The 26,624-nt window shown below is 55.8% G+C and carries 21 protein-coding genes; 7 read left to right on the top strand and 14 right to left on the bottom strand.

Annotation, left to right across the window (positions count from 1 at the left end):
- Positions 1-121: 121 nt before the first annotated feature.
- Positions 122-1,471, bottom strand: coding sequence for an FG-GAP repeat domain-containing protein (locus tag NHH03_RS24365; protein ID WP_253160681.1), 1,350 nt, complete (start codon positions 1,469-1,471; stop codon positions 122-124).
- On the opposite strand from NHH03_RS24365, the gene NHH03_RS24360 reads away from it, so the two are divergent.
- The 3 genes from NHH03_RS24360 to NHH03_RS24350 all read left to right on the top strand — a co-directional run bounded on the left by NHH03_RS24360 (position 1,461) and on the right by NHH03_RS24350 (position 6,733).
- Positions 1,461-1,727, top strand: a complete 267-nt coding sequence (locus NHH03_RS24360; protein ID WP_253160679.1) for a hypothetical protein — start codon at positions 1,461-1,463, stop codon at positions 1,725-1,727. The two genes, NHH03_RS24365 and NHH03_RS24360, sit on opposite strands and share 11 nt — an antisense overlap.
- 113 nt (positions 1,728-1,840) lie before the next feature.
- On the top strand, positions 1,841-5,032 hold the full coding sequence (locus tag NHH03_RS24355) for an FG-GAP-like repeat-containing protein (RefSeq protein WP_253160677.1): 3,192 nt from the start codon (positions 1,841-1,843) through the stop codon (positions 5,030-5,032).
- Positions 5,033-5,476: 444 nt separating this feature from the next.
- Positions 5,477-6,733 carry a DUF1559 domain-containing protein gene (locus tag NHH03_RS24350; RefSeq protein WP_253160676.1) on the top strand — a complete coding sequence of 419 codons (1,257 nt, stop codon included), beginning with the start codon at positions 5,477-5,479 and terminating at the stop codon, positions 6,731-6,733.
- 100 nt (positions 6,734-6,833) lie between these two features.
- Here the strand turns inward: NHH03_RS24350 and NHH03_RS24345 are convergent, their stop codons facing one another.
- From NHH03_RS24345 to NHH03_RS24315, 7 genes are all read right to left on the bottom strand, one after another.
- Complete coding sequence (locus tag NHH03_RS24345; protein WP_253160674.1) at positions 6,834-7,010, bottom strand: hypothetical protein; 177 nt, start codon at positions 7,008-7,010, stop codon at positions 6,834-6,836.
- Positions 7,011-7,119: 109 nt separating this feature from the next.
- Positions 7,120-7,797, bottom strand: coding sequence for a YceH family protein (locus NHH03_RS24340; RefSeq protein WP_253160672.1), 678 nt, complete (start codon positions 7,795-7,797; stop codon positions 7,120-7,122).
- 183 nt (positions 7,798-7,980) lie between these two features.
- Entirely contained in the window at positions 7,981-9,330 is a 1,350-nt protein-coding gene (locus NHH03_RS24335; protein WP_253160670.1) for a dihydroorotase, read from the bottom strand.
- A 103-nt stretch (positions 9,331-9,433) separates the two neighbouring features.
- Positions 9,434-9,880, bottom strand: a complete 447-nt coding sequence (locus NHH03_RS24330; RefSeq protein WP_253160668.1) for a CsbD family protein — start codon at positions 9,878-9,880, stop codon at positions 9,434-9,436.
- 92 nt (positions 9,881-9,972) lie between these two features.
- A complete protein-coding gene (locus NHH03_RS24325; protein WP_253160666.1) occupies positions 9,973-10,161 on the bottom strand; it encodes a hypothetical protein in 189 nt (62 codons plus the stop codon).
- Between the two features lie 112 nt (positions 10,162-10,273).
- Positions 10,274-10,519, bottom strand: coding sequence for a hypothetical protein (locus tag NHH03_RS24320; protein WP_253160664.1), 246 nt, complete (start codon positions 10,517-10,519; stop codon positions 10,274-10,276).
- A complete protein-coding gene (locus NHH03_RS24315) occupies positions 10,516-10,956 on the bottom strand; it encodes a hypothetical protein (RefSeq protein WP_253160662.1) in 441 nt (146 codons plus the stop codon). Before NHH03_RS24315 ends, NHH03_RS24320 begins: the two co-directional genes overlap by 4 nt.
- A gap of 481 nt (positions 10,957-11,437) precedes the next feature.
- On the opposite strand from NHH03_RS24315, the gene NHH03_RS24310 reads away from it, so the two are divergent.
- Complete coding sequence (locus tag NHH03_RS24310) at positions 11,438-12,205, top strand: response regulator (RefSeq protein ID WP_253160661.1); 768 nt, start codon at positions 11,438-11,440, stop codon at positions 12,203-12,205.
- 85 nt (positions 12,206-12,290) lie between these two features.
- Positions 12,291-15,500, top strand: a complete 3,210-nt coding sequence (locus tag NHH03_RS24305; protein ID WP_253160659.1) for a response regulator — start codon at positions 12,291-12,293, stop codon at positions 15,498-15,500.
- A 59-nt stretch (positions 15,501-15,559) separates the two neighbouring features.
- On the opposite strand, the gene NHH03_RS24300 is transcribed toward NHH03_RS24305, so the two are convergent.
- A complete protein-coding gene (locus tag NHH03_RS24300) occupies positions 15,560-16,468 on the bottom strand; it encodes a YihY/virulence factor BrkB family protein (RefSeq protein WP_253160657.1) in 909 nt (302 codons plus the stop codon).
- Positions 16,469-16,572: 104 nt separating this feature from the next.
- Here NHH03_RS24300 and NHH03_RS24295 point away from each other — a divergent pair, with 104 nt between their 5' ends.
- Positions 16,573-16,824 carry a GlsB/YeaQ/YmgE family stress response membrane protein gene (locus NHH03_RS24295; protein ID WP_253160655.1) on the top strand — a complete coding sequence of 84 codons (252 nt, stop codon included), beginning with the start codon at positions 16,573-16,575 and terminating at the stop codon, positions 16,822-16,824.
- A 1-nt stretch (position 16,825) separates the two neighbouring features.
- Here NHH03_RS24295 and NHH03_RS24290 read toward each other — a convergent pair whose 3' ends face one another.
- The 4 genes from NHH03_RS24290 to NHH03_RS24280 form a co-directional block, all read right to left on the bottom strand.
- Complete coding sequence (locus NHH03_RS24290) at positions 16,826-17,860, bottom strand: hypothetical protein (RefSeq protein WP_253160653.1); 1,035 nt, start codon at positions 17,858-17,860, stop codon at positions 16,826-16,828.
- A 452-nt stretch (positions 17,861-18,312) separates the two neighbouring features.
- Positions 18,313-18,387, bottom strand: a complete 75-nt coding sequence (locus NHH03_RS28460) for a hypothetical protein (protein ID WP_390895623.1) — start codon at positions 18,385-18,387, stop codon at positions 18,313-18,315.
- Positions 18,388-18,496: 109 nt separating this feature from the next.
- Complete coding sequence (locus NHH03_RS24285) at positions 18,497-24,466, bottom strand: tetratricopeptide repeat protein (protein ID WP_253160651.1); 5,970 nt, start codon at positions 24,464-24,466, stop codon at positions 18,497-18,499.
- 7 nt (positions 24,467-24,473) lie between these two features.
- Positions 24,474-24,767, bottom strand: a complete 294-nt coding sequence (locus NHH03_RS24280; protein WP_253160649.1) for an MGMT family protein — start codon at positions 24,765-24,767, stop codon at positions 24,474-24,476.
- Positions 24,768-24,790: 23 nt separating this feature from the next.
- On the opposite strand from NHH03_RS24280, the gene NHH03_RS24275 reads away from it, so the two are divergent.
- Entirely contained in the window at positions 24,791-25,714 is a 924-nt protein-coding gene (locus tag NHH03_RS24275; RefSeq protein WP_253160647.1) for a TIM barrel protein, read from the top strand.
- A 74-nt stretch (positions 25,715-25,788) separates the two neighbouring features.
- On the opposite strand, the gene NHH03_RS24270 is transcribed toward NHH03_RS24275, so the two are convergent.
- Entirely contained in the window at positions 25,789-26,241 is a 453-nt protein-coding gene (locus NHH03_RS24270; protein WP_253160645.1) for a hypothetical protein, read from the bottom strand.
- Positions 26,242-26,624: the final 383 nt, after the last annotated feature.

The following is a 26,624-nucleotide window of genomic DNA, read 5'->3' as shown; positions in this document are numbered from 1 at the left end:
CCGTTGGCGTAGAGATGGGATGACGATCTCGTCAGCGAGGGATCCCGCCAACACCCTCAACCCCTCGCTGACGCTTCGGGTTACCAAAAAAACGCAACTTCGATTTTGATGGGAACGCAGTTCATTCTGCAACCGACTGCCAGATCAACAACTCAGGCTGCTCGATCACGGCGGGCGTCTGTGCGGCGGGGACTCGAAAAAAGTTGCCGATCGCAAAATCGGGGCGGCTGTCATGATTGAAGTCGCCTTGGACGACGGACAGGTGATCGTGCAACCGGCCGGCGAGTCGTGAGGGAGTGAAGTTGCCTTGGTCATCTTGAGTCAACATGACGATCGGCGAAGCCCCTTGGGCGACCCATTGCTGCGATGTTTGCCAAGGCAACAGTGCAACCGCAACCACGTCCATGTCGCCGTCACCATCAAAATCAGCCGCGGTCGCGTTTAACACTCCGGGCATCAGGCTGATCGGATGGCGTTTCATCGGTAGCGAGCCGTCGTTTTCCAGCCACTGAATGGAGTGATAGGGTTTGGGACCGCGGTCGAAGGAGTCGCCGTTGGTGTACAGCACGTCCAGGTCACCATCGCGATCCATATCGACTAGTTCAATCCCGCTGGATCCATAGGCCGGATCGGGGGCGGCCCAAATGGGTTCGCGGACAAAGTGCCCGGATCCGTCATTGCGAAACAGGTCCACGCACTCGTGTTCTTGGCTGATTAGCGAGATGAAATCCAAGTCACCATCACCATCGAAGTCGACCGGTGGAACATTGACGGGGCCGTGGCGCTGGTCAAGATCACGTGTTTCGAACACGGGGATTCCTTGGTCATCATTTCCTTGGTTGACCAACAACAGTGTTTTGCCACTGTTGCGCCAGCCGAATGCAGCGACCAAGACGTCCGTGTCACCGTCACCATCGAAGTCACCGGGGCGGGCATCGGACGGTCGGCTGAGTCCATCGATCAGGACATGGGTCTGGAACGAATCCTGATCGGCGTCGCGGCGCAGATAGATGATTCGTCCCAAGTCGCTGTCGTCGGCATTGAATTCACCGATGTCGGCGACAATCAGATCCCGACGGCCGTCTTGATCCAAGTCACAGGGTTCGACGTGTACCGGTTGCAACAAAGTCGCCAAGCGTTTGATCGGGACGTCGGGGTGATCCGGCCAAAAGGCGTTGACCGCGCCGGATCCAATATCACAGTACACCAGGGCATGGCCAGGAAGTTCATCGAATTGCAAATCAAACCATCCGACGTTTGTCACACCCGCCGGTCGCGTCCGCTTGCGGACAATACCTGTTTTGGTGTGGGTCGGCGGTGCATCGGGGTAGTTCAGTGTTTCCGGGACAGGCATCCCTAGGTCGGCGGGGGATTGCAATCGAAAGAACTGTAACGTGTCGGCTTGGTCGGGGACCTTCAAATCGGTTCGCCCGGAGGTTCGATACAAGTCGAATCCTTGGATGACTTCCATTTCCCACTCATCCGCCGGAGAACTACTCGATCGCGGCATGGCGTGGCAGTCGGCGCAGAATGTTTCCACCTCGGGACGCACGCGGTCGATCAGCGCAATCTGGCTGACCGATAATTGGTCGGGCGATTCCGAACCCGGATGCGTAGTGGTGGTGGGTTGTGGATCGGGTGTTTCGCTGCGCGGGCGACAGCCTGAGACGGCCGCGACCACCAAGCTGATGATGCAAATCATCGATCGAATTGACATCGTGCGGTGAACTGACGAATCGACGTACATTTCCGATGTTTACTTTCTGGTTGATGGATCGATCGCTGAACATTGCGGTCAATCGGTTATAACAGACGTCCGAGAACGATAAGACCAGTGCAGATGAAAACTGAATCGACATTCTGTGGCCTGTGCATGGCCCGCCTTTCCCTGATCGCTGATTTGATGATGTTGCACCATTGGACGGACCGGTTGTTCTTCGATCGTTGTCAGGATCGGGTTCGAGGCATCGCACCAATTTGCGGCATTCTGTTGTTGTTTGCAGTCGGTTGCAATTCAGCCTCCTCGCCGACCGATTCGTCTGACCCGCCGGCGGGGATCGGCCAAAGAGCAGGCGACAAGTTATCCAAAAGCGATTTGGCTAACCCGGTTGGGACTCTCAAGTTAGCCATTCGGGCAGGTCGCTGGGAGAAGGCTTGGTCGGCATCGGAACTGATCTTGTCCGAGCAACCAACGTCTCCAATTGAATCCGAAACATTCGCATTGATCGCGCGGGCGGCGCATGAGACGGGTCGGCAAGCGGAGGCGGCGGAGTATCTGTGTCTGGCCAGTGAGCGAGAATCGTATGTCAGTCCACCTCGAGTGCGTCAGGCGATGATCGCGATGATCGGCGTGGGCAAGTATTACGACGGGCTGCAGTTCTTGGAGCAAGCGTTGATCGCACAGCCCGATCAACACGAAACACGCCGTTGGCTGTTTGACTTTTATATTGGTGCCGGCGATCGGGTGTCGGCGATGCCTCACGGCCAGAAGCTGGTGTTGGACCGCCAGTTTGATGTCGATCTGTTGACGAATTTGAGTAACACCGAGCGGCGGACCCTGGAGTCCACGCCGTTGGACCAAATGGTCACGCGTAATCCGGATGACAAGCGTCCGTTGTTGGGCACGGCCAAGGCGGACTTTGACGAAAGTAAGTATGAGGACGCGATCCGAATTCTGCGCGAGATCACGGCGCAGCATCCTGAGCACCATCCGTCACAGGCGATGCTGGGGCGGGCGCTTGCCGCATCCGGTGAATTGGATCAATTGGCTCGTTGGGCCGGGCAGCAATCCGATGGGATCCAGGCCTATCCGGGATATTGGATTGCCTTGGGAGACTGGGCCCGTGGTCGCGACGATGCTTCCGCGGCGGTGCGTTCGTTTGCCCAGGCGGCCGATTGCAGTGATCCCGAGGTGGTGCAGATCTGGACCCGATTGGCGACGTTGTTGCCGGAGGTCGAGCGAAACGGGGAAAACGTGCCCGGCGAATTGGTCAAAACCGTCAATGAACGCGCCAAACAATTGGGGCGTTTCAATCAATTGAAAGACCGCTTCACGCGAACGGGCGGGATTTCAAGGGCGATTGCTTTGGAGATCGCTGGGTCATTGGAGTCGTTGGGGCGATTGTGGGAAGCCGAGGCTTGGGCGTCCGTCGCCACCACGTTGCCAGCGGACGATTCGGTCGATGTGGCGGGGTATCGAAATGAACTGGTTAAGCGTTTGAATCCGCAGACACCTTGGCGGTTGCCCGAGACGTTGCCTGATTTTCGTCGGCTGAGATCGCAATTTCCGCTGCCGGAAATTGAAAAAATTGTTTCCGCCAGTCTTGATCCCAAGGCAAGCTCGCTGTCGCAGGATTCGTTAACACCGCAGTTGCTGGCAACAAACGGCCAGGTGGTGGATTGGAAAATGGCGGACGAGGCGGCGGCGCGTGGATTGCGTTTTTGGGGGCGGACCGGTGACTCGCTCGATAAGCCGGGAATCATGCTGTACCAGACACTCGGCTGTGGAGGTGGAACGATCGATTTCGATTTGGATGGTTGGAGCGATTTGTATTTGGCGGATGCCGGTGGAACGCCGCCGCAACAAGATTCCGCTGCCAACGAACTGTTTCGTAACCTCGGCGGTCGTTTCCAGCCTGTTGCGACGCTGTCGAGAACGGCAGATCGCGGATTCGGGCAAGGCGTCGCTGTCGGCGATTTGAACGAAGACGGGTTTCCAGATTTGTTGGTGCTGAATTACGGGCCCAATCGCATGTATCTCAATAACGGCGACGGGACCTTTCGTGATGTCAGTGATCGCATGCCCCAGCCGCTTGGCGACGAGTGGTCGTCCAGTGCCGCGATCGCGGACATCGATGGTGATGGATTGGCCGACGTGGTGATCGTCAACTATTGCGCGGGGCTAGAGCCATTGACGAAACTGTGCCCGATGAAAGATTCGGGCATCAATGGTTCTTGTTCACCGATGCTGTTTCCCGCACTCGATGACCGTTTTCTAAAGAACGATGGAAAGGGCCAGTTGACCGATCAGACCAGGGCTTGGAATGCCGTGGCCGATTCCGCGGGACGCGGGTTAGGGGTCATGGTCGGCGATCTGGATGGCGTCAAAGGCAATGAGATCTTTATCGCCAATGACATGACCAACAACCACTATTGGAGCCGGGTCGGCAGTGATGCTGACGTTGGGTTTGAACAGGTTGGGTTTGAATTGGGGGAGTCCGCCATGTTGCGTGGTGTCGGTGGCGACGACCGCGGAATTCCACAGGGATCGATGGGCATCGCGATGGCAGATTTCGATCAGGACGGTGACGCCGATTTGTACGTCACCAATTTTGACAAGGAATACAACACGCTGCACCAGCAAACTTCCGGCGGTGTTTGGCAAGATCGTACCAGCGCCGCCGGTTTAGTCACTTCGACGATGCCACTGGTCGGTTTTGGCGTTGAAGCGGTGGATGTCGATAACACTGGCGAGTTAAGCCTGTTTGTGGCCAACGGGCATGTCGATCTGTTTTCTCGCGGAGCAGAGCGGGCCATCTATGTGCAACCGATGCAAGTCTTCCGCCCGTCGACCAAGGGAGCGTTTCGTGAAGTCGCGATTGGTTCGATCGGCGACTATTTTGGACGTGGCCATGTCGGCCGAGGGTTGTGGGCGATCGATGCCGACCGCAATGGCAGGGTCGATTTGGTCGTCACACACCAGACGGAGCCGACAGCACTATTGATCAATCATTGTGACAACGATGCCAAATGGGTTCGTTTGGAACTGCGGGGGCGAAAATCATCGCGTGACGCAGTCGGCAGTCGCGTGGTCGTTCAATCCAGCCAAGCTCGTCACACCGTGTTCCGCACCAGTGGTGACGGCTATCAATGCAGCAGCGATCCTGTGCTGCACGTGGGGCTGGGGACGGTGCCAGACGAAACGGTTTCGGTCGTGGTTGATTGGCCCAGTGGCCGGCAGCAGCGATTCGACGCGATCGCAACAGATACTCAAACAGTGCTCGTCGAAGCAAACGACCAGCCGGGAAATTGACGTCGCGGGAAAATCAGTCTCGTAGCTGATCCCGCCAGGGGGCAGTGAACTCGTGCTCGCTTGGTGCCTGAACGGCAGCATAAGCGGCGTTGTCTAGCGGAGATGGCAAGTTCTCCTTTGTTAACGGCAAGGAAACATGTCCGATTATTCACAATGCGAAAAAAAACGTGAAAGTTCCTGCGTTACTTCGCGGTCGGTATCGGGTTTAACACAGTTAGCTGGTCGATGTTGCCGCGGTCTTCTAGACCTTCGATGTCAAATTTGCCACAGTTCTTTTGGGGCGGGTGCTGCCGCTTTTGACAGTTGGTTTCTTAAAGACTGACGAACCGATACAAGTTTTGACTAGACCAAACCGGCAGTTTGTGTGAATCTATACACTATGGTTCGTCTAGAACGAAATCTTTGCTCAGGTCATATTTAACGATTCTAGTTTTGGAGAGATTTGTGGAACGTTCCCTTAAACGACGTCAGGGTTTCACACTGGTGGAACTTTTGGTCGTCATCGCCATCATTGGCATTCTTGTTGGACTCTTGCTTCCGGCAGTGCAAGCTGCTCGTGAAGCGGCACGCCGAATGAGTTGCAGTAACAATTTCAAGCAACTTGGTTTGGCGATGCACAACTATCACAGCGCCTACAAACAGTTGCCGATTCACGGCGTTGGTACCGGCAGTCCTTCCGGTGGAGCGGCACCGTTTGGAAGTACGGACGAGACGACTAACTGGTGGACTAACTACGGTGACTCGAACGCTTGGCGTTTGAGCGCTCTGGTCGGAATGACGCCGTTCATGGAGCAACAGGGATTGTGGGACGAGATCAGCAATCGCAGCTTGATCAATGCTTTGGACCCGGGCAACCTGTTGACCACGCCTTGGCCACCGATGGGACCAACCGTTCAGTTCCTGGAGTACCGTCCGTGGGTCAGCGAAATCCCAATGTTGCGTTGCCCCAGCGATCCAGGCGTTGGTTTGCCGGCTCAGGGACGTACCAACTACGCAGCCTGTTTGGGTGACTCGATGGAATGGTCCGTTCGTGGCCCCAAGCAGCACCAAGCTGCCAGTGGTGGCGAAGTGATCACCAACTCTGGTTGGGCCCAACGCTCCAACGCGGCGGACCGCGGTGCCTTTGTTCCTCACAAATCTGCGAAGTTCCGCGACATCCTAGACGGTCTTTCGAACACCGTTGCGATGGGAGAGATCATCACGGACCTGGGTGACAAGGACACGCGTGGTACACAAAGTATCAACGGCAACCCTCCCAACGAAGTTCGCTTGAACCCGAGTTTTTGCATCGACAACAATCAGATCAATCCCGAACGACCGCAGTTCTGGTTGCCGGCAACGCCGACGGAGAACAATAACAACGGTCGTGGTTTCAAGTGGGCGGATTTCCGACCGAACTTCAGCGGTATGCACACGATCTTGCCACCCAATGCGGCGATCTGTGGAGGAAACAACTCGGGTCAAACGGGATTGTTCCCGCCGTCGAGTCGTCACCAAGGCGGTGCACACGTGTTGATGGGCGATGGTGCCGTGATCTTCTTGACCGATTCGATCGAAGCTGGCAACGCTCGCCAAGAAATGGTCTGGCAAAGTGCTGCCGACCCACTCTCGGCCCCCGGTTCAGAAAGCCCGTACGGATTGTGGGGTGCGTTGGGAACCAAGGCATCGCGTGAAGTGATTCAAGAGCAGTTGAATCAATAGGGATTCAGCAAGCGTTTGACGTAGAAAAAAAGAAAACCTCGGCTTCGCAAGAAGTCGAGGTTTTTTTGTTTGCGGTTCCAGCGGGCTGTGGCGTTAAAGCCTACTGCGACGCTTTCATTTCACCGGACAGTTTGGCTTGTTCTTCTGCTTCAGCCGCTTTGTAAGCTTCGATTGCAGATTGGTCAGCACCGGTGACGGCGTCGGTCTTGGCGGCTGGGCAGCCGGTCAGCGAGACGACAAACAAGCCGAGCAGGGCGCTAGTGATGATACGTTTCATAATGAGGTCCTGAAAGGAATCGATTGAGTGAATGGAAACGCCGTATGAGACGGCTCGTTCAGCGCGAATTGTAGCCGATCCATCCGTTGGGTGAAGTGATGGCGTACGACTAGGATTCAAGTTGTTTGAGTCTCGCTTCCAGGTCATCAATCCGCTGATTGACGGCATCAAGTCTGGCGATCAGTTGATCGACCGCGTCTTTTTTTGTTTCCGAGACGTTGGCGGATTTGACGGCCGCTTGTTTTTCGATCTTGGCTTCCAAATATTGGCGTTCTTGGGGCGGATAAAGCTTATGAGCAAAGGTTTGGCCTCTGCCTGGCGGAGACAGTGATTCGACCAGATCTTTGGCAACCAATGAATCCAGTACCGACTTGACCGCATCCAGGTCCGGCATGTTGTACATTCGCGAGGCGCGTGTGCGGAGCTCGCCGATCGTCTGTGGCCCGCGCAATAGGAGTTCGGTGATCACCGCGGCTTGTGGGCTATCCAGTTCCAACCAGTCGTAGGCGGCATGACGAAACTTGGTCACCCGCCCATTGCCCTGAATTTCTCGGGCTGCACCAAGGTCCCGCAGTTCGTCGAGGGCCAGTAGGACATCATTTTCATCCAAGTTCATCTGTGGCGAACGATTCGATTTCTGATTGCACCCACTGATCAACGCGGATGCGGTCAGTGGGTAGTTGTCCGGCGTTGTCTTCGCTTTTTCAACCAATACACCGAGCACGCGTCGCGCATTGGACGACAGGGACAGACAGCGTTTCTCGGCTTCGCCTTCGGGATTGGACATGGGCAGTCAATTGTCGCAGGAGGGAGGAATGGAATCGAAATCAGTCTAGACCCGATGATTCATCAACGGTTGAGCGATCGTTCATGGTTCCCGGTTACAAACATTGCATGACCCGAGAAACCGGACGCTGGCGCGGAGTGTTCATCAACCGTTGAACGCTAGTTCACGGTTCCGGCTAGGCACTTAGCGTGTTCCGATGCCATCAGGCGTTTTCCAGAACCCGCCACGAGAATGATCAAAGTCTAGTTTATCACCGCGGATTGATTCGTCGAAACCGGCGGTGTCGTCATAGACGCGTCGCCCGCCCAGGAAAGTCTGCACGGGCCAACCGGTTAGCGTTTCCGAATCCCAGGGACTCCACTTTGATTTCGTGTGCTGCTGGGCATCGTGAATGGTTTTCTGTTTGGCCAAGTCGACCAACACCAGGTCGGCATCATAGCCGGGCTCGATCCGTCCTTTACCGACGATTCCCCAGACTCTAGCCGGTGCGTCGCACATCCATGCAGCGACTTGTGAGATCGTGCAGCGACCTGCGGCGACTTGATTGAGCATCAGCGCCAAACTGTTTTCGACGGCCGGCAGTCCTGAGGGGCTTTGTGGGTAGGCTTGCGATTTCTCTTCGAGCGTGTGAGGCGCATGATCGGTGGCGATGACTTGGATCGTTCCCGCCAACAGCGCGGCGAATAGCTGGCGATTGTCATCCGCGGTTTTGATCGACGGATTCATTTGAATCCTGGTTCCCAGTCGGTCGTAGTCATCCACATTAAAGAACAGGTGATGCGGACAGACCTCGGCGGTCACATAGGGCGCCGCGTCAGCGAGCAGGGGCAATTCCGCCGCAGTGGAGACGTGCAACACGTGGAACCGATGTTTGTGTCGCTTGGCCAATTCAGTCGCCCGCTTGGTCGCAACCACGGCGGCTTCGACGTTGCGAATGTTGGAGTGATCGTGGATGTCGGTCGTTCCGGCGAATTTCAATGCATTGGCGCGCACTGTTTGTTCGTCTTCGCAGTGCGCGCAGATGGGCAGCGTGGTTTCGGCAAAGATACGTTCCAACGCCTCTTGTTCATCGACCAGCAGATTCCCAGTGCTGCTGCCGATAAAGATCTTGATCCCCGGTACGTCGGCAGCGGTGGCAAGTTCAGCCACGTTGTCTGGGGTGGCGCCGATGTAGAAGCCATAGTTGACCAACGATTTGCGAGCCGCGTTTTGCTCCTTCTCGCGGACACCTTGCAGAGTCACCGCAGGCGGTTTGGTGTTGGGCATTTCCAAAAAAGAAGTGACACCACCCGCCGCGCAAGCGCGACTGGCTGTGGCCAAATCTTCTTTGTGTGTCAGGCCGGGGTCGCGAAAGTGAACTTGATCGTCAATCACGCCGGGCATTAAATGAAGTCCCGTGCAATCGATCACTTCATCGGCACTGACCGCGCCGGCATCAACATCCAGAATTTTGCCGTCGTCGACTAAAACCGAACCGGTTCGAACTTGATCGGGGAAAACGACGGCAGCGTTGCGAAACAGAAGACGGGGCATTGGCAGGCCGGGTCGGGTGGAGGTCAGCGGGCGAATGGATGTCGCCCTATCCTATCGCCCGACCGCGTCAAAGCCAATTGCCGCCCCTGCGTATAGTGGAAGACTAGCGGTGCCAGCGGTCACGCCAGGTCAGCTCTCGCTCGCGTTGGGCTCCGATCGAGATGCCCAGGACCAGTCCGACGGCTAGCCCCACGCCGAGTGCCACGCCGGCGGATTCCAGTGGATGACGCGAAAGCGTTTTGACGGTCGATTTGTAACCCTGTCGCGCTTGCGAGGCGGCGTGATCGTAGCCTTCACGCAGCGCTTCGCCCGCACCACTGGCAAACTCGGAAACCTGTCCGACAACTGAATCCGCTGAGGCACAGCATTCGTCGAAATAGGCTTCGATTTGTTCACGCGATTGTCCGGTCTTTTGTTGGATCAGTCCCGCCAACTTGTTCAGGTCACCTTCGACACGTTTCAGATCCATGTCGGTGATCTGACCGTACTTTTGTTTGACCGAGCCGACGATCGCATCCCATTTTCCACTTACTTCTTGTTTCGTGACCATTTGATTCTCCATCAGATTTTTAGTTGCAGTGATTATTGAACATGGTTTCTGGGAAACCATGGTGATGGTTCGACGACCATCTCTCTCCCGAATCAGTCCTGTTGTGTAGCCGCGGTGGAAGCGACCAGTGGCGGTTCGCAGACGGTTCCACTGGAACTGTCGGAGGGGTGCCGGCTGTCTGCGAGTGTTTCTTGCGGGGTGCGTTTAGGCCCAACAAGCGGAAAGGAAACTCCGTGATTGGTTTGAATGAAGGTGAAGCTATTGCTTGTGTTCTGGGACATTGTCTCGGCTCGAGGGTTGTGGCGATCCATCCTTTGAATCGCCAGAGGGGAAGTTCACAACACTCTTGCCGCAAACCGCATGCCAGCGGCGACTCAGATTCACAGCAACGGGTTAGAGTCGTCGTTTGATGATCCAACCGGCGATGGCGCCGATGACGGTCGCGGTTGCCACCGCGGCGACGGGGTGTCTGCCGACGGCATCGCTGATGCGGTCGGCCATCCCCAGGGGTTCGCTGTGTTGGGGCAGTGGGTAGCGCGGCGTTGATTCATCGGTCGCCTGTGAATCGTGTAAGCGATGCGCGCCGTGGTCGGTTGAAGTGTGTCGGTCGGCGGAGTTGTTTTCGACTGGAGCAATCATGATGTTGGGGGTTTGTTGTAGGGGGGAGTGGACGGCATGTCATTGGACGTGCGTTTGGGTGCTGGATCGCCAAAAAACGAATCGGAGACATGACGGATGGCGAGGTTCGTTCCGGTCCGCAGTGCCATTGCCATCATTGCACCGACCATTCCGCCGAGCATGCTTTTCTGCGGCGCGGCCTCTTGGTCCGCCGAACGGGAACCTCCGGTGTGAACCACCACCTGTCCTTTCGATTTTGCGGGGATCAGCAGATAGCCGACGACGGCGGCGACCGTCAGGATTGGCCATGGATTTTTGCGGACGTGATATTTCCAGTCCGTCAGTTGTTGCACATGAGCGCGTGCCGCGTCGGCGTCGTAGGGCAAATCGTTGCGAATCCGTTGCATCTGCTGTCGGATCGCTGCTGATTGTTTTTTTGTCGCGAGTGTATTCGCCATAGCGGTTCGGGGTGTGTGTCGTGTGACTAGGTGAAGGAGCGACCGTGCCAAGCAATCAAACGGGTGCACAAGCTGTGCCATCCAGGATGCGGTGGAACTGTGTTGCCTAGAAAACCTTGATTCAAATGTGATTGGCTGATCCGCAACCGAGTTGGTGGATCTGCGGTCAAGATTGTCGTGGAAACGGCAATCTAGGGTTGACACGATTCACGTTGACAGAATCTGGACATTGTATTTTAATTCCTTTCCGGCGAGTCGCAGGGATGGACTCCTAAACCTCAGGTGATTGAGGAATTCGACAGAATGTCGAACACTTGCCGACCACACAATCAGTGGAGATTCCACATCACATCGTGGTTGTGTGTCATTGTTCCCTCACGGTCGAAAAGCAACATTCGAATGCGGGCGGTCTGATCCTGCTGGAAGTCCCAGAAGGTTGCCAGCGACGCGTTACGAATGAATTTCGGAAAAGGAGTCCAAGATGCTTGTTTTATCGCGGAAAGAAAATCAGCGAGTTGTGTTCCCCAACTTGGGTGTTGCCGTTGAAATTTTGCGGGTCGAGGGCAACCGGGTACGGGTCGGCGTCGATGCCCCCAAGGACGTCCGGATTCTGCGTGGTGAGTTGGCCGATGGCCAGGAAATGGCGGCGGCCGATGAGGCGTCACGAAAGCAAAAGCACGATTTAAGAAACCGGCTCAACAGCGCCAACTTGGCAATGCATTTGTTGCAGAAACAATTGGACGCGGGCATGGTGGAGGACGCTGAATCGACGCTCGCCGGTGCCCTGGAAACCTTTGGCGAATTGGAGCGATTGGCATCTGGCCAAATGGCATCAGGACAATCGCCCCAACCGACGATCAAGCAAGACGGTCAGGGTCGACGCGCGTTGGTCGTCGAAGACAACGCGAACGAACGAGAGTTGTTGGCCGGCTACCTACGGCTTTGTGGCTACGAGGTCGATACGGTTCAAGACGGAATCGATGCGATGTTGTATCTGGCCAAACATCAGCAGCGTCCGGATGTCGTGTTGTTAGACATGCAGATGCCGCGGATGGACGGCCCCAACACGATCAATGCGATCCGCAGCAATCCGTACTATCGCGATGTCAAGATATTTGCCGTCAGCGGGTCCGAGCGAGCTGCGATGGGAGTCGAAATGGGAGACCAGGGCGTCGATCGGTGGTTTTCCAAACCGCTGCAACCCTCGGAATTCGCCGATGAACTTGGACGCGAGTGTGCCAATCGGTAGGGTCGTGCTGGAGTCTGTTTTTCGTCGGCCGGCTTGAACTCTAGCTGCGTTGTAACACTCTGCCTTCAATCATTGGACCTCCAACATGGCAGAACCTGTCTCCCGCGAGATGCACAGGGATGATTTCGAAGCGTTCGATCAGGACGCACAAGTTGCTTTGATCCGATTGGACCGCCAATTTCGAATCCGCTGTTTCACCACAGCGGCGACGGAGATCTACGGATTGATCGAGGCGGACATTGGTCGCCCACTGGCGCAATTGATGCCGCTGCTTCCCGACATGCCGCCGCTGCCTGACATGCAGTTTTTGGAGGTCGATCAAGCCGATGAGTGTTTGATTCGGTCCGATTCTGGAAAGACCTTTCTGCGGCGTGTGATTGCGAGTTTCGATTCCGCCGGCCAGACCGACGGCATGGTGTTGCTGTTTCTTGACGTCACGCGATTGCAAGTCGGCCAGGATGAGCGCGCCGAAACATTGCAGCAGTTGACGCGACACGCCCAGCGACTGCGTGGGATCACCGACGCTACGCCGTCGATGATCGCCTATGTCAATTCCGAACTGCGCTATGAGTTTGTCAATCAGCGTTACGCCGATCGGTTCCAGCGACCGCCGGAGGCACTCCTTTGCAAGACGGTCGAGGAAGTGCTGGGGCCTCAAAATTTCTCCCAGGTCAAACCGCATTTACATGCTGCACTGCGAGGTGAGAAGCGTGTATTTGAGTTGGAGCTGCAATTGCCTGGAAACGGCAAATGGGTGTTCAAAGAAGTGACGTACGTTCCTGATGTTGGACCGTCGGGAAGTGTCGATGGGTGTTATGTTTTTGCCATCGATGTGACCGAGCGGCGGCGGTCGGCGATTGAAATCGCTGACCGTGAACAGCGTTTGGCGGCGGTTACTCAGCGGATGGCGTTGGCGATCGAATCGGCCGGCATGGGGTCGTTTGAATGGGACCCCGAGACCGACGCGGTGGCCTGGGACGAGCAGCATTTGGCGATCAGTGGTCTGCCCGATTCTCCGCATCCGTTGGGCAAGATGTTTTTGGACTTGGTTCACCCGGACGATGCCCAACGCAATCGCCAAGCCATCGAATATGCGATTGCCACACGCGGCGAATACACCGGTGAGTTTCGGATCATTCGCCCTGATGGTGAAGTCCGCTGGCTGGCGGCGCGGGCCAAGATGGTGCCCGGTCAACAGGGGCGAGGAGATCGGATGGTGGGGCTGAATTGGGATATCAGCCAACAAAAAAACTCGCTGGAACAAGTGCGGCTGGCCGAGGAACGCCTGCGTCTGGCCGCCGAGGCGGCAGGGTTTGGGACCTACCAAATCGATTTGATCAGTGGTCGAACCTATTGGTCGGACGAATTCAAAAAAATTGTGGGTGCCGCAGCGGATGCCGACCAAAAATTGCGGGCCGATGCTGTCGCCGACTTTGTTCATCCCGAAGACCGCAACCGCGTCGCTCGTTTGATGTCGCGTGCCAAGCGATCTCTCGACGGTGGCGTCCACTCATTCTCCCATCGAATTGTTTTGGCGGACGGGCGGATTCGGTGGGTGCGTCGCAAGGGCCAGACGATTCGTTCGGATTCGACTGGAAAACCAATTCAAATCATTGGCACCCTGTTGGATATTTCGGCGCAAAAGGAAATCGAGCAATCGCTGGAAGAGGCGCGGCGGGTGGCCGAGGCAGCCAATAAATCGAAGTCGGAATTTTTGGCCAATATGAGCCACGAAATCCGCACGCCGATGAGTGCGATCATGGGGTACACCGACATTCTAAGCCGGCAACTGACCGATCCGGACGACATCAAATGCGCTTCGGTGATTCGACACAATGGCAAGTTTTTACTGGAGATCATCAACGATATTTTGGACATCTCCAAAATTGAAGCCGGCAAGCTGGGGCTGATCAAAAAACGTTTTCGACCCGACTTGTTGGTGGCTGATGTTTACTCGTTGATGGAGGTTCGGGCTGCCGAAAAATCGATTCCGCTAGAAGTTCGGTTTGAAGGTTTGATTCCCAAGACCATCCGCAGCGACGACAAACGATTGAAACAGATCCTGGTGAATCTGCTTGGCAATGCCATCAAGTTCACCAAAGACGGATCGGTGCAATTGAGTATTCGCTATCTGCCGAATCCCCAATCGGTCTCGGATGACTCGTCATCCAAAGGCGTCTCTCGATTGCAATTCAATGTGATCGACACCGGAATCGGGATTAACGAGCGACAAATGAAGGGCTTGTTTCAGCCATTCACGCAAGGCGACATGTCGGTCGTGCGTCAATTCGAGGGCACCGGATTGGGGTTGAGTATTAGCCAGCGATTGGCACGCATGTTGGGCGGTGACATTGCCGTCGAAAGCGTTTCGGATGTCGGGAGCAAATTCACACTCACCATTGAAACCGGATCACTAAAAAATGTACCCTTGATCGAACCGACCTTGATCGAGTCGCGCACGATAAAACCGGTCAACCCGACCCGGGGCAATCTGGTTGGGCGGCGAATCTTGGTGGTCGACGATCGCCGAGACATGCGGTTCTTGGCGCAACACATGATCGAAGATGCCGGCGGTCAGGCCGCATCAGCAGAAAATGGTCAACAAGCGATCGCCGAGATCGAAGACGCTCGGCGGGCCGGACGCCCATTCGACTTGATCGCGATGGACATGCAGATGCCGGTGTTAGACGGCTATGAAGCGACCCGGCGGCTGCGCTGCAGTGGCTATGACAAACCGATCATCGCTGTGACCGCTCACGCCATGCATGGTGATCGCCAACGCTGCATGGATGCCGGATGCACCGACTACATCACCAAACCACTGGATGGACCCAAGTTCATCGCATTGATTGAGGAAAAATTGCAGTCGAGTACCCCGTCAGCGTCGACCGATGAAGTGACAGACCAGCCGATGTTAGACGTCGCGAAACCATGCAAGGTGCTGGTGATCGACGATGCCGAAGACGCCTGTCAATCGTTGAAGACGCTGTTGGGGTACAGCGGACACCAAGTCGATTTGGCTCACGATGGTCGCAGCGGAATCGCCAAAGCAACGAGCGGCGTGCCCGACGTCGTGCTACTGGATCTGGGGCTGCCGGATATGAGTGGATTTGATGTTTTTCGCCGACTCAAGGCAGAGCAGGAACTGCGAGACACGTATTTCATCGCCGCCACCGGGGCCGACAATTTTGCCGAAACCAAGGCGGCCGGCTTTGACCATCATTTGATGAAACCGTTTGACGTCGACGAACTTGAGATCTTGATCGATAGCAAGTCGAAACCGTTGCCGCGCTGAAGTGGGTTGAAGCCAGCACTGTTAGGGTAACCCGAAGCGTGAGCGAGGGATTTTGGATGCTACGAGCGAACAATGGTTTGTTCGACTCGAACGGCGCCTTCCTCGGGTTCGATCCCGCGTCCGCGTTTGTGTGACCATGCCTGCGTGAATTCGGCACCAAACAAAAAGATCATCGACGTGTAGTAGATCCAAACCAGCAGCACCACCAGCGAGGCGGCGGCGCTGCCGAGCTGTGCGCCGATGTTCATGTTGGCAAAGTACAGTCCCATGGCATAGCGGCCAATCGAAAACAGCACCGCGGTGACGAAGGCTCCCATCCAAACATCCTTCCAGGCAATTTTTGCATCTGGCATGAACTTGAACAGCGCTGCAAAAACCACCAAAGTCACCAAGAAGGTGACACCGTAGTTGATGGCGGCAACAATGGTTTGCTCGATGCCCAGCCAGTTGCCGACACTCGCGCCCACGATTGCCAGCGCCGTCGAGACCACCATGGAAACCAGCAGCAAGAATCCCAGGCCCAAAATCATGGTCAACGAGAGAAAGCGTTTGACAATGAATTGTTTCACGCTGCCGGCGTCGGGATCGGGTTGAACTTCCCAGACGCGATTAAGAGACGATTGGACCGCGGCGACGACGCCGGTGGCGCCAAACAGGATGCCAACCAAACTGATGATGGATTTCCACCAGGCGCCACCTTGTTCGTGATTGCGTTGCAAGATCTTGGTGATCTCTTCGGCTACCTTTTCGTTGCCGATGATGTCACCGGCTTGAGTCGAAATCAGCTCTCGCGCTTTGTCACCCGCCTGGTCCATGTCGTAGGCCAAGACCATCGTGTAGGTTACGATTGTCAGCAGCAGATACAGCAGTGGTGGCAGGGCAAAGATCGTGTAGTACGCCAATGCGGCTGCCATGGTGGAACAGTCGTCCGACGTGAAACGAGAGACGACGTTTTTTAAAAGTTTCATCAGTCACTAATCACGGGAATGGGAACAAGGTTTGCATTCACGCCAGGCCACCAGTCGACGTTTCGCGTCGTCTAAGTTCCCTTGTCTTAATCAGGATCGTAGCAATGTTTTGGATGATTGGTTGGATCGTGTTTGGTTTTCTGGTCGGTGCGATCGCTCGAGGCCTGTACCCGGGGCCGCAGCCGATGGGTGTATTCAAGACGATGATGTTGGGAATTTTCGGCTCATTGCTGGGCGGATTCGTCGGCTATCTGGTTTCCGGCGGATCGATGTTGCAGGGAGCCGGATGGATCGGATCGCTGATCGGCGCTGCTGTCTTGATTGCGATCAAACAGCGCCGTGCGAGCCGGGTTTGATCTACAGCGAAGTCGTGTCGGCAACCAAGATCACACGATCGCCTAGTTTGACAGGGATTCCGGTCACGCTGACTTCGTCGCCTTCGCCGAACTTCGCAGCGCGCTCAGCGACACCCATATCGACGGTTAGCTTTTTGCCATTTTCGGTGACAAGCTTGGTGACCGTTCGTTTCTCCTTGCCAACCGTTGCCGTGCGGATCGATTCGATCGTTCCGCTATACTTCCGCCCGCTGCGTGGCACATTAAGTTGCCGGCCATCGATCTCAACCGTGGTCGCGACCAGGACCTGTTTTTTTCCGGCCTTCGTCATCGGGCCGATGGCGGTTAACGAGTCGCCTTTGAACAACTGATACGAGGCACCGTTGCCCATGTCCACCCAGACCGGGGCACTGCTTTCCGCATCACCGGACCCATTCACTTCCAGCATCAGAGCGATCCCACCGAGTCGATTCACGTACTTGGAGTCGGTGATTTTTCCCGACACCTTCTGTGCCTTGCCGCTCAATCCTTTCTGAGTGGATTGTGCGATTTGAGCGGGCGGGACATCGTGTTTGGTTTTGCCTGAAAGTTCACTGAACTGGTAGTCGTCGTAGCCACCGTCGCGGTCAGTGTCCCGGTAGGTTGCACGAGTATCGTACAGGCTGTCATGGTCGGCATCGTAGTAGCGGGTGTAAGACTCATAGATGCCGTCCCGATCTTGATCGGTGAACGATGCATAGCCATCGTCGTAGTTTTCACCATAGAACTGATCGCTGTCCATGGTTTCGATGTCGTTGTCTTGGTCGCTACTGGTTTGTTTGTCGTGATACGAGAATTTCTCGTCATCCCAGCGGCCGATCGCTTCATCCGTGGGGTTGTAATCGTTGCCGTCAAACCATTCGCTGACGTCGTACCATGCGTCGTCTTCGTAATTCGTTGTCGCTTCCTCTTGTTCGCGTGCCGGCGAGGGCGGGTCGGCAACGACGGGTGAAACCAACAGCACACAAGTCACTAGTGGTGACGTCATTGCGAGCCGGTGTAGAGATGGAAAATTCATTTCGGTCTCCTTGAATTGAGTGAGATGAGTCCGCGAATCAATCTGCAAGTCGCGGTTGCGTTCAGCTGAACAGACGCGGCAAATCACGTTCCAGTTTCGGTCGCCGTTCTCATCACGTCGAACGTCGGCGGGTCCGACCAGGGCGCGTGTCGGCACGCAATCGAGCCGGCAGATAGTCGACTGGAAACGGTTGGGCCGCTGATAAAGTCGACGGGAAATTCGCGGGCATGGGCGGCTAGGGGTGGCCCATGCGGGATGAGGGACCGTTGGTGGCTGAGCGATCAGCGTGGTGTGCTTTTACCCAGCCGGCTACACGATGTCGATTAATCCACTGCATTTGACGGATCGATCAACCACCACGGTCCATGAATGGCTTGAAACACCTGCGGCCCAAGCCAGAGATTCGTTAGGGTCCCTGCGGACCACCGGCGGTGGTCCTGTCGGACGATCGGTTAAACACGTTTGATGAGGAAAAGGATTAGCAAGATAACTAAAATTGTTCCCAGGATTCCGCCGCCAATATACATCTCGATTCTCCAGTTGAAGGTTGGCATTGCCTGGCCACACGACCAGAAGCGTCAATGCGTTCTATACCATCAGTAGAGCATTTCTTATGCCAAGAATGGGTGTCGTCCGTCAATTATTTTCGACCGCTTGTCGCAATTTGATCGCGGTCATTGCGTCCAGTAAACGGCGAGAGCCGGTGTCGGTTTCTAAGGATTTGATCAGTTTGGCCGCCGACATGCGCAGCGCCGGGTGTTCGGACCTGGTCATCGATGACGCCGCGTACACGAGGGCAACGAGCTCGCTGGTGTCGGAAGTTAACGATGGTGCGTTCTGCGGTGTCGAGGGGGAGTCACCGCTGCGCTGCGCAGTCAATTGGTCCATTTGTTTCACAGCCGAATCAGGGGTGATGGCGGCGGAAACGACCAACTGCATCGCAACCACCGACCAATTGGATTGCGGTTCTGGGGGCAGCGCGTTCAAGCGGTCGAGTAGTTTTTTCACACTTGCTCGACCGGGTTCGGTTGTCATGGCCAGTTCGACTGCATGCGCAAACAGGCATTTCGGCGAGTGTTGATTGATGTCTGCCGCCGTCGCGCCGCCGAGATCCAAGGTGGTTCGAATCTGGGCATCCAATACATCCTCCGCCACTGCGAGCAAGTAGTTGGTTGCATCGTTTGCATCGATGACTTGTAAAGAGCATAGGAGCGTTCCGCGAAGTGCATCGGTACGGCGTTTGACAGATTCATTCTGTGGGTAGGTTGGAATCCATTTTGTGGCAGCTTGCTGCAGTGTGTGGCGGCAGATGATGGCTGCGTCGAACGGGAATCCGCTGTCCAGCAATCGTCCCGCTGTGTGTCCCGTTTGTGACAGGTATTGGAACCTGTCGTCGATGGACGATACAGATGTCGTGTTGACCCGTTGGAATTGTTCCAGCCAACAACGGCGGGCGAGGCGGGGTTTGTCTGCGGCCAGGTAGAGGGCTGCTAGTTCCAGGTGCAAGGTGTCGTCTGTCGGGTCATTGTTGAGACGACGTTCGGTCAGATCGACCAGCGCATCCAAGCGGTTGGCTGCCTTGAGGATCTCGATCGCATCCCGATAGACCGTCTGATTTACGTCGCTCGATGCGAATCCCGGTTGTTGCAGCACGGTGTAGGCTAATTCGGCGGCGGTGATCCGGTCACCCGATTGCAATCGTTCTTTGGCCTTTTGTAAACGTTCGGATTGGTCCGAAAACGTGATCTGTGAAGGCTGTGTCTGGTTCATGGGAACGAGATTGCGACTGAATTGACGCGTCGATGTCGCCACTCCGCCCGGCAGCGCGGTCAGACCACGCTTTTGGAACGTCTGCATCAACTGGGCATTCGCGGAGGGTTGACGGGTGATTTTGAGCACCGCCGGGGCAGCTGTTTTCGTCGGGGGCTCGGTCACTTGGTATTTCGCTATTTCTAGACGGGCTTGATTGACCCGCGTTCGCGTTTGAACATCCGGCGTCGCGATCTGTTTGATTCGTGCGACGGCATCGGCCAGATGATTGGTCACTGCGGCCAACCGCGCGGATTCAATTTGCAGGTCCAAGTCGTTGCTGGAATGGTCAGCCAACTGGACAAGTTCCGCATAGCATTGGTCCGGATCGTCACCCCACCAAGCGGCGAAGGCCGCAACCAGAACGCGAAGTTTCTGTTCGTGGGGCGGCGCTCCCGAGAGCGGCTGTTTCAAATTTTCTAAGATGGGGGCGGGAAAGGAAACGATCGACCGACTGCCCGGTTTCTGTGGATCGAGCAGCACCAATGGTAACAGCCCGCGGATCAGTGATCCGTTGATCAGTTGCCGATTGAGGGTGCAGGGAAGTCGAAAGTAACGATGCGTTTGTTTGGAATTCCCGGGGGTGGAGATTACCAGCTGGCATTGCCCGGCATTGCTCGTATTGGCGGCGCTGGAGGATGTGGAATGTTGTGGAGTCGAATTTGCACTGTTTGATCGAAAGGCGATCCAAGCATCGATCAATTCCGCTTGATGACGGCGTAAAAATTTCAACTCGGTTTCATTGCCAGGAGACAGCAACCACATCGACATCAAACTGGGTGTGAGATCGCCTCCATCGCTACCTCGCGCCGCCACGAGTAGTCGGCTGACCAGGTGTTCGGCACGCTCCAGATCGTTGTCCCACAATGCGGCTTGGATATCGGCGACGATGCGAAGAAAGCGATCGTTTGGATCGGCGACCGGTTGGCTAAATGATTGGGGGAGTTCTTTTCTTGCCAGCTGAAATTCGTTGATCACGCAGCGTCGTAATTGCAATTCATCATTAAGATCCTCTGCGGTCTGCGGGGCAGCACGGTTGTGTTGCTGGAGGGCTAAGTAGATGTTGACCAAGGCGTCTAGCTTTTCGTTGGGCAACGCTATTTGTATCGAGGAACGTTCTGGCGTCGAACGGTTCGAGGCGTCGGAGCGTTTGGCGTTGGCGGCGCGCTGCATCAGATTGGAATACCAACGCTCGTTGTTTCCCAGCGGATCGACCGCGGCAATCTTCCATAGCAGATCGTCGGGCGCCTGGAATTGTTTGCCCAGCAGAGCTCCCTCGAGGTAGTGAAATGAAAGGATCTGTTGCAAGACCGCGACGTCGTCGGTCTGATCCAGTGTTGGCAGTGGAAACAGGTCATCGATCACTTGGCGAGGCGACAACTGGCGAGAATCTAATTCAGCAACACGCTGTTTGGCGATGATTTGCAATGCCCGCGACAGCCAAACCGCCTGATGGAAATCCCTGACTTCGGACAACTGGTTGGCGCCGAAGGTCTGCCAATTTTGGTCGTCTTGATTCGATTTCAAGTTGGCAACCATTCCGCTCAAAAACATCGGGTACAGCTGCTTGTCAATCGAGATCGTTCCACTGAGCTGAGCTCCACTGACCTGAGCTCCACTGACCTGAGTTCTCAAAACCGCCGGTGGCGTGATGCTGGAGCGAACGTTTCCCTGCCGCGTGACCGTTCGGATCGTTCGTGTGCCGTAGTAAACGTAGGGATTTGACGCAGCGGATGAACTTCCCATCGACGGTGGCGTGATGCTGGAGCGAACGTTTCCCTGCTGCGGGACCGTTCGGATCGTTCGTGTGCCGTAGTAAACGAAGGGATTTGACGCAGCGGATGAACTTCCCATCGACGGTGGTTGTGTGCTTGGATCAAGGCCGAGTTGGCCAACGGCTGCAGCCAATTCGCCGACTCGTTGATAGACGGCCTGGACGTGAGCTTTCGTCGATTCAGGCGAGTTGGAGTCCTCGTCAGCGGTGTGCAGGGAGATTTTGCTGGGGTCGCCTACTGCCAGCATCAATTGAGCTTGGATCAGTTTAATGCCCCAGCAATCGGGGTCCTTCTGCAACGCCATCCGGCAGATTTCGATGCCTTCCAGGGGCGAACGATCTGTCGCGCGACGAATGATTGAAACATATGCTTGGGGTTGTTTGGTCAATTGAAGTTCTTTGACCAACAGATCGTAGGGCGTGATCAGTCCTGCGCTCAGCTGTAGTTCCAACAGTCGTGTTTGGTTGGCGTCTGAATTTTCAATGTCAGCGATCTGTTGCTGGAACGTTACCGCGCGAACGAGTTGAGAGGTTTTTTCAAGGTTGCGGACCATTGCGGTCAGTAGCTGTAGCTGGCCGGGATGCTCAGCAAGCTGTTGCTCGATCAGGGTGATGGCCTGTTTGTGATCGCCAAGACGTTCCAAAACAGAAACCGCGAGCATGCGATTGTTCTCGCGAGAGAGCAGGTCCGAATCAAATCGTTTGACACGGTTCAGCAATAACTGGACTTCACCACGCCGGGCATACAACGGCACCATCAGCTCGACCAGACGGATTCGTTCCAGAGCGACGTTTTCGAACTCGAGCGCCTGCCAATAGTGCTCGATTGCGTCGGCGGTTTCAAATTGTTCAGCCAGCAGGGCTGCCAACTGCAATCGGTTCGTGTTGTCGCGGGGATTCGCCAACGTTGATTGACGCAACATTCGGATCGCGTCCTCGGTGCGACCGAGATACGTGGCCAGTCGAGCGTACAGGCGATAGGATTCGGTCCGAGTCGGATTGGCATCGACCAGAGTTTGCGCGGTGGCGATCGCGGCCTGATAATCGCCTTGCCGTTGCTGAAGTCTCGCCACATTTTGCAGGTGGTTCAGACGCAGTCGTTCATCTTTTTTCGCGAGCTTTTCCAAGGCGTTGATGGCGTCCTGTAGTTTGCCTTGCTTTTCGGCAATTTCTGCGACGACGATCAGAACGCCTGTGTCATCGGGAGCCAGTCGAGCCGCGTTGTCGATTGCGGTGGCTGCCTGGGGCAGTTGATTCGCCGCTTGGTGTAGCAACGCCAGGAAGCGTTGGTTGTCGGCGGTTTCAGCCAGGGTCCCGGTCTTGGTGATCTGTTGAGCAAGCGTTCCCGCAGCGGCGTGGGCGATGACTCGTAGACGCATGAGTCGTTCCGCTTCCTCGGCCGACTGCGCGATTGATTCGGCGACGTCCAGTTGTTTGAGGGCGGTGTCATGTTCAGCGTGATCAACCAACAGACTTGCATAGCGCAGCCGTTGGTCAAAGGTCAGGTCCAGTGCCGCGGCATCACGCCAAACGGCTAGTGACTGGTCGAAAAGCTGGAACGTTTGCAAGATGTCAGCCAGTCGAACCAGCGTGTCGCGGTTGCGACGGGGACCGGCTGCAATCTCCGTCCAAGTCTGCAGCGCTGCGTCGGTGCGACCGAGTTGATGCAGATATTCGCCCAAGGATTCTCGGTACAGGGCATCGTCCGGCGCGGCATCGATCGATTGACGATACAGTGTGATCGCATCCTCACTGCGACCGATCGAATCATAACGTTTGGCCAACTGTGACAGAACAACCGGGTCTTCCGAACGAGACTCGGCCAGTCGCTGCCAGATCTGCATGGCATCTTTCCTGCGTTGCTCGATCTGTACATTGGGGTCACTCAGCACCACTTGGCTCCACTCTAGCAGCACGTCGGGATTGTCGGGGTCGAGTTCCGCCAGCGTTTCAAATTGTCGACCGACGTCAGCCCAGCGCTGGCGACGCTTCAAAACATCGATCAATGCAAGGCGTGCGTCGATGTTTGTCGGTGCGGTACGAATCACGTCTCGCAACGTGGATTCAGCGTCGTCAATCCGGTCGCCACCCGCCAACACTTGGGCCAGCCGAATTAGGATCGCCGGGTCGTTGGCTGACCGCTGGGACAGGTCGGTGTAGAACTTGGCCAAGCCGTCATAATCACTCTCGGATAGATAGTGCGATTCCAATCGATCGCGGACGTCGGTGTACAACCAACTGCCGGGACGTAGACGCCTGAGAATCGTTTGTAATTGTTCGGTCGCGGCAGCGGTGTTGCCGAGACGGCGTTGGATGTCGGCCGTCTGGATCTGGTAACGGACTTTGTCGTCATCCTTGACGGCTTGCCTGGCCAACTGCTGATAACGCTGGAGTGCCAGCTGGAATTGTTTTTCATCGACCAAGGTCTGTGCGATTTTCTCGGCGATCGTCAGGTTGCCGGCTGAACGAGCCTCGAGTTTTTGCCAAACGTCGATCGCCTGGTCAGTGCGTCCGGATTGAAGATGCAGTCGGCCCAAATCAAGAAACAGATCCGCTGCGATTTGTTGATTCGGTTTTCGCTCGATGGCACGTTGCAAGGCGAGTCGCGCGGCATCTTGATCGCCACTCGCCAAGTACAGTTTGCCGAGTTCGTAACTGACTACCGCATTGTCCGGCAACAGTCGCTCGGCATTTTGCAGCGCGGTGATCGCTGCGGGCAGTCGGTCTCGTTTGGTCAGCAACAAACCCCGGACAAATTGGCGACGACCTGCATCGGCAGACGCATCCGATTTGCTGAGTGATTCCAACAGGGAATCAAGCGACTGGTTCTGGATGTGATAGTCATAGACGCGGTCCAGGGCCGTCCCGGGCTGTGGTCGACGTAGCAGGACTTGGAGGAATCGATCGGCGATTTCTTCGGGGGCGTTGCTCGATTGGCCGACAACCCGCTGAGCCGGCAATCCGCTTGCGGCGACCAGGAGCAGCGCTGTCAGGGCGAGGGGTGGAAATCGATCCATCATCATTGATACCTTAGCGTTGGAATCTTCCGCGCGGTGAACATGTCACCCGAAATCCGACCAGCTGGACACCTTCTTCGCTGAGCCGTTCGGCTTGTAGGCTGGGATTGCATGGCGGCAGGTGTCCGTTGCTGTAAACGACTCGCCACCAGGGCAATTCGAGGGACGATTGGGCTAACAGGTGCCCAGCCGCGCGGGCTGCGGTGGGGCGACCGGCGGAGGCTGCGATGTCACCGAAACTGACCACTTCGCCAGACGACAATTTGGCCACGGCGTCAGCCATCTGCTGTTGGAATTCCGTTAGCATGGGTAAAACGAGGGTGACCGTTGATGATTCGAAACCACACCAAGGTGATTTTAGTGAAACGACGAGAATTTGTTGCTGCCAATTTGATCGCGGCTGTCGGAGCCTCGCTGGCACCCTCCCAGATTATCGCACAAGAGCCTGCTGCGGCGAGTGATCGTCGCATCCGCCAGTCCGTCATGGGCTGGTGTTTCAATCCAATGGACATGCTGGAACTTGCCAAAGAGTGCAAGCGAATTGGACTGGAGGCGATGGAGGGCATCAACGCCAATCTGTATGACCAAGTGACCGCGATGGGGCTGAAGATTTCCCTGGTCGGTAGCCATGGATTTCAGAAGGGGCCATTAGACCCCGACAATCACGCCATGGTCGAAGAAAAACTGCGTAGCGGAATTGATTTGGCCGCCAAGTACGGTGCTCCCAACGTGATCACATTCACCGGCATGCGGAAGGCGGGGATCAATGATGCTGCGGCCAGAAAAAATTGTTTGGATTGTTGGAAACGCGTGATGCCCTACGCCGAACAGAAAGGCGTTGGCATCGTGCTAGAGCACCTCAATAGCAAGGCGCATCGCAATCCAGACGGCAGTATCCACCCGATGAAAGGTCACCCCGGGTACTGGGGCGACGATGTTCACTTGTGTGCGGAGTTGGTCGAAGCAGTCGGTAGCGAGAATTTCAAGCTGCTGTTCGATATTTATCACGTGCAGATCATGAACGGCGATATCATCGAAAACCTGTTGCGGTACCAATCGATCATCGGTCACTACCACACCGCCGGCAATCCTGGCCGTCGTGAATTAGATGACCAACAAGAGATCAATTATCCGCCGATAATCCGTGCCATCAAACAGACCGGTTACGACGGTTTCGTCGCCCAGGAGTTCATCCCGACCAGCGACGATCCGATCAAGTCACTCGAGCAGGCCTATCAAGTCTGTGACATCTAACGCCGCCCTGGCACTTGCATTTTGCTGTAAGCCAACCGGGAACAAGTTGTCAGACGGTGAAAATCAGCAGCGATTCACTGAGCACCAGCGAGGTGTTCGGGTGCCAACGCACCATCAACGGCGATTGCAGGGCGCTCGATCGCTGGCTTGCTCCAGGTCATGCAGTGCACGGCCCAGGCTGTCCACAGGAATCCGGCGCAACCCATGCACAGGAGTACGGCATGAGAATAGGTGGACACCCATGAAGGGACGCTGCGAGAGAGCCGAAACACGATGAACAGATGAATTGCGAGAGCCAGCAAAACCAACGGGGTGTAAGCGGCAACGTAGTCACTGATTGAAGACGCAAACTCAAATCGCTGCGTCGGCGGGATTCCCACCAACAGGAAAAAGTCTCGAAAAGCCCCGTTCATCTGCACGATGATCAGGTAGAGCATCCCAAACGCCAACGCGTGCAGGGCAACAAGCGAGAGTGTGCTGGTCCATTTTCCGCGTGGCTTATCCGGTACGATTGCGACGTCGCTCATGACAACACTCAACGGTTAGGATGTGATCAAACTGAGAGTCTGTCGAAATCGATTCCGACAACGGGGATACAGTTTCATTGTAGGGGACTCGCCCGCGAGCTACAAACTTTTGAAGCCAACGTTTTTGCGTGGGGCATTGGTTTTTGGTAAGCCGAAGCGTGAGTTTTGAAGTTGCGCTTTTATGGTAACCCGACCGGGCTGTTGATTTAATTAGCCGGTCGCTAGTTGGTGTGGAGGATTTATCCGACCGGCTTTATTCTTCGCAGAAAACCCTCACCCGAGTCGGATAAATCCTCCACACCAGCGCCGTTGAAGTGACGCTTCGGGTTACCAAAAACCAATGCCTCACGCAAAAGCGCTGGCTTCAAAACTCAGACGTCGGG

Source organism: Stieleria tagensis (assembly GCF_024129865.1).
Taxonomy (GTDB): Bacteria; Planctomycetota; Planctomycetia; order Pirellulales; family Pirellulaceae; genus Stieleria; species Stieleria tagensis.
This window is presented reverse-complemented; position numbering and strand designations above follow the sequence as displayed.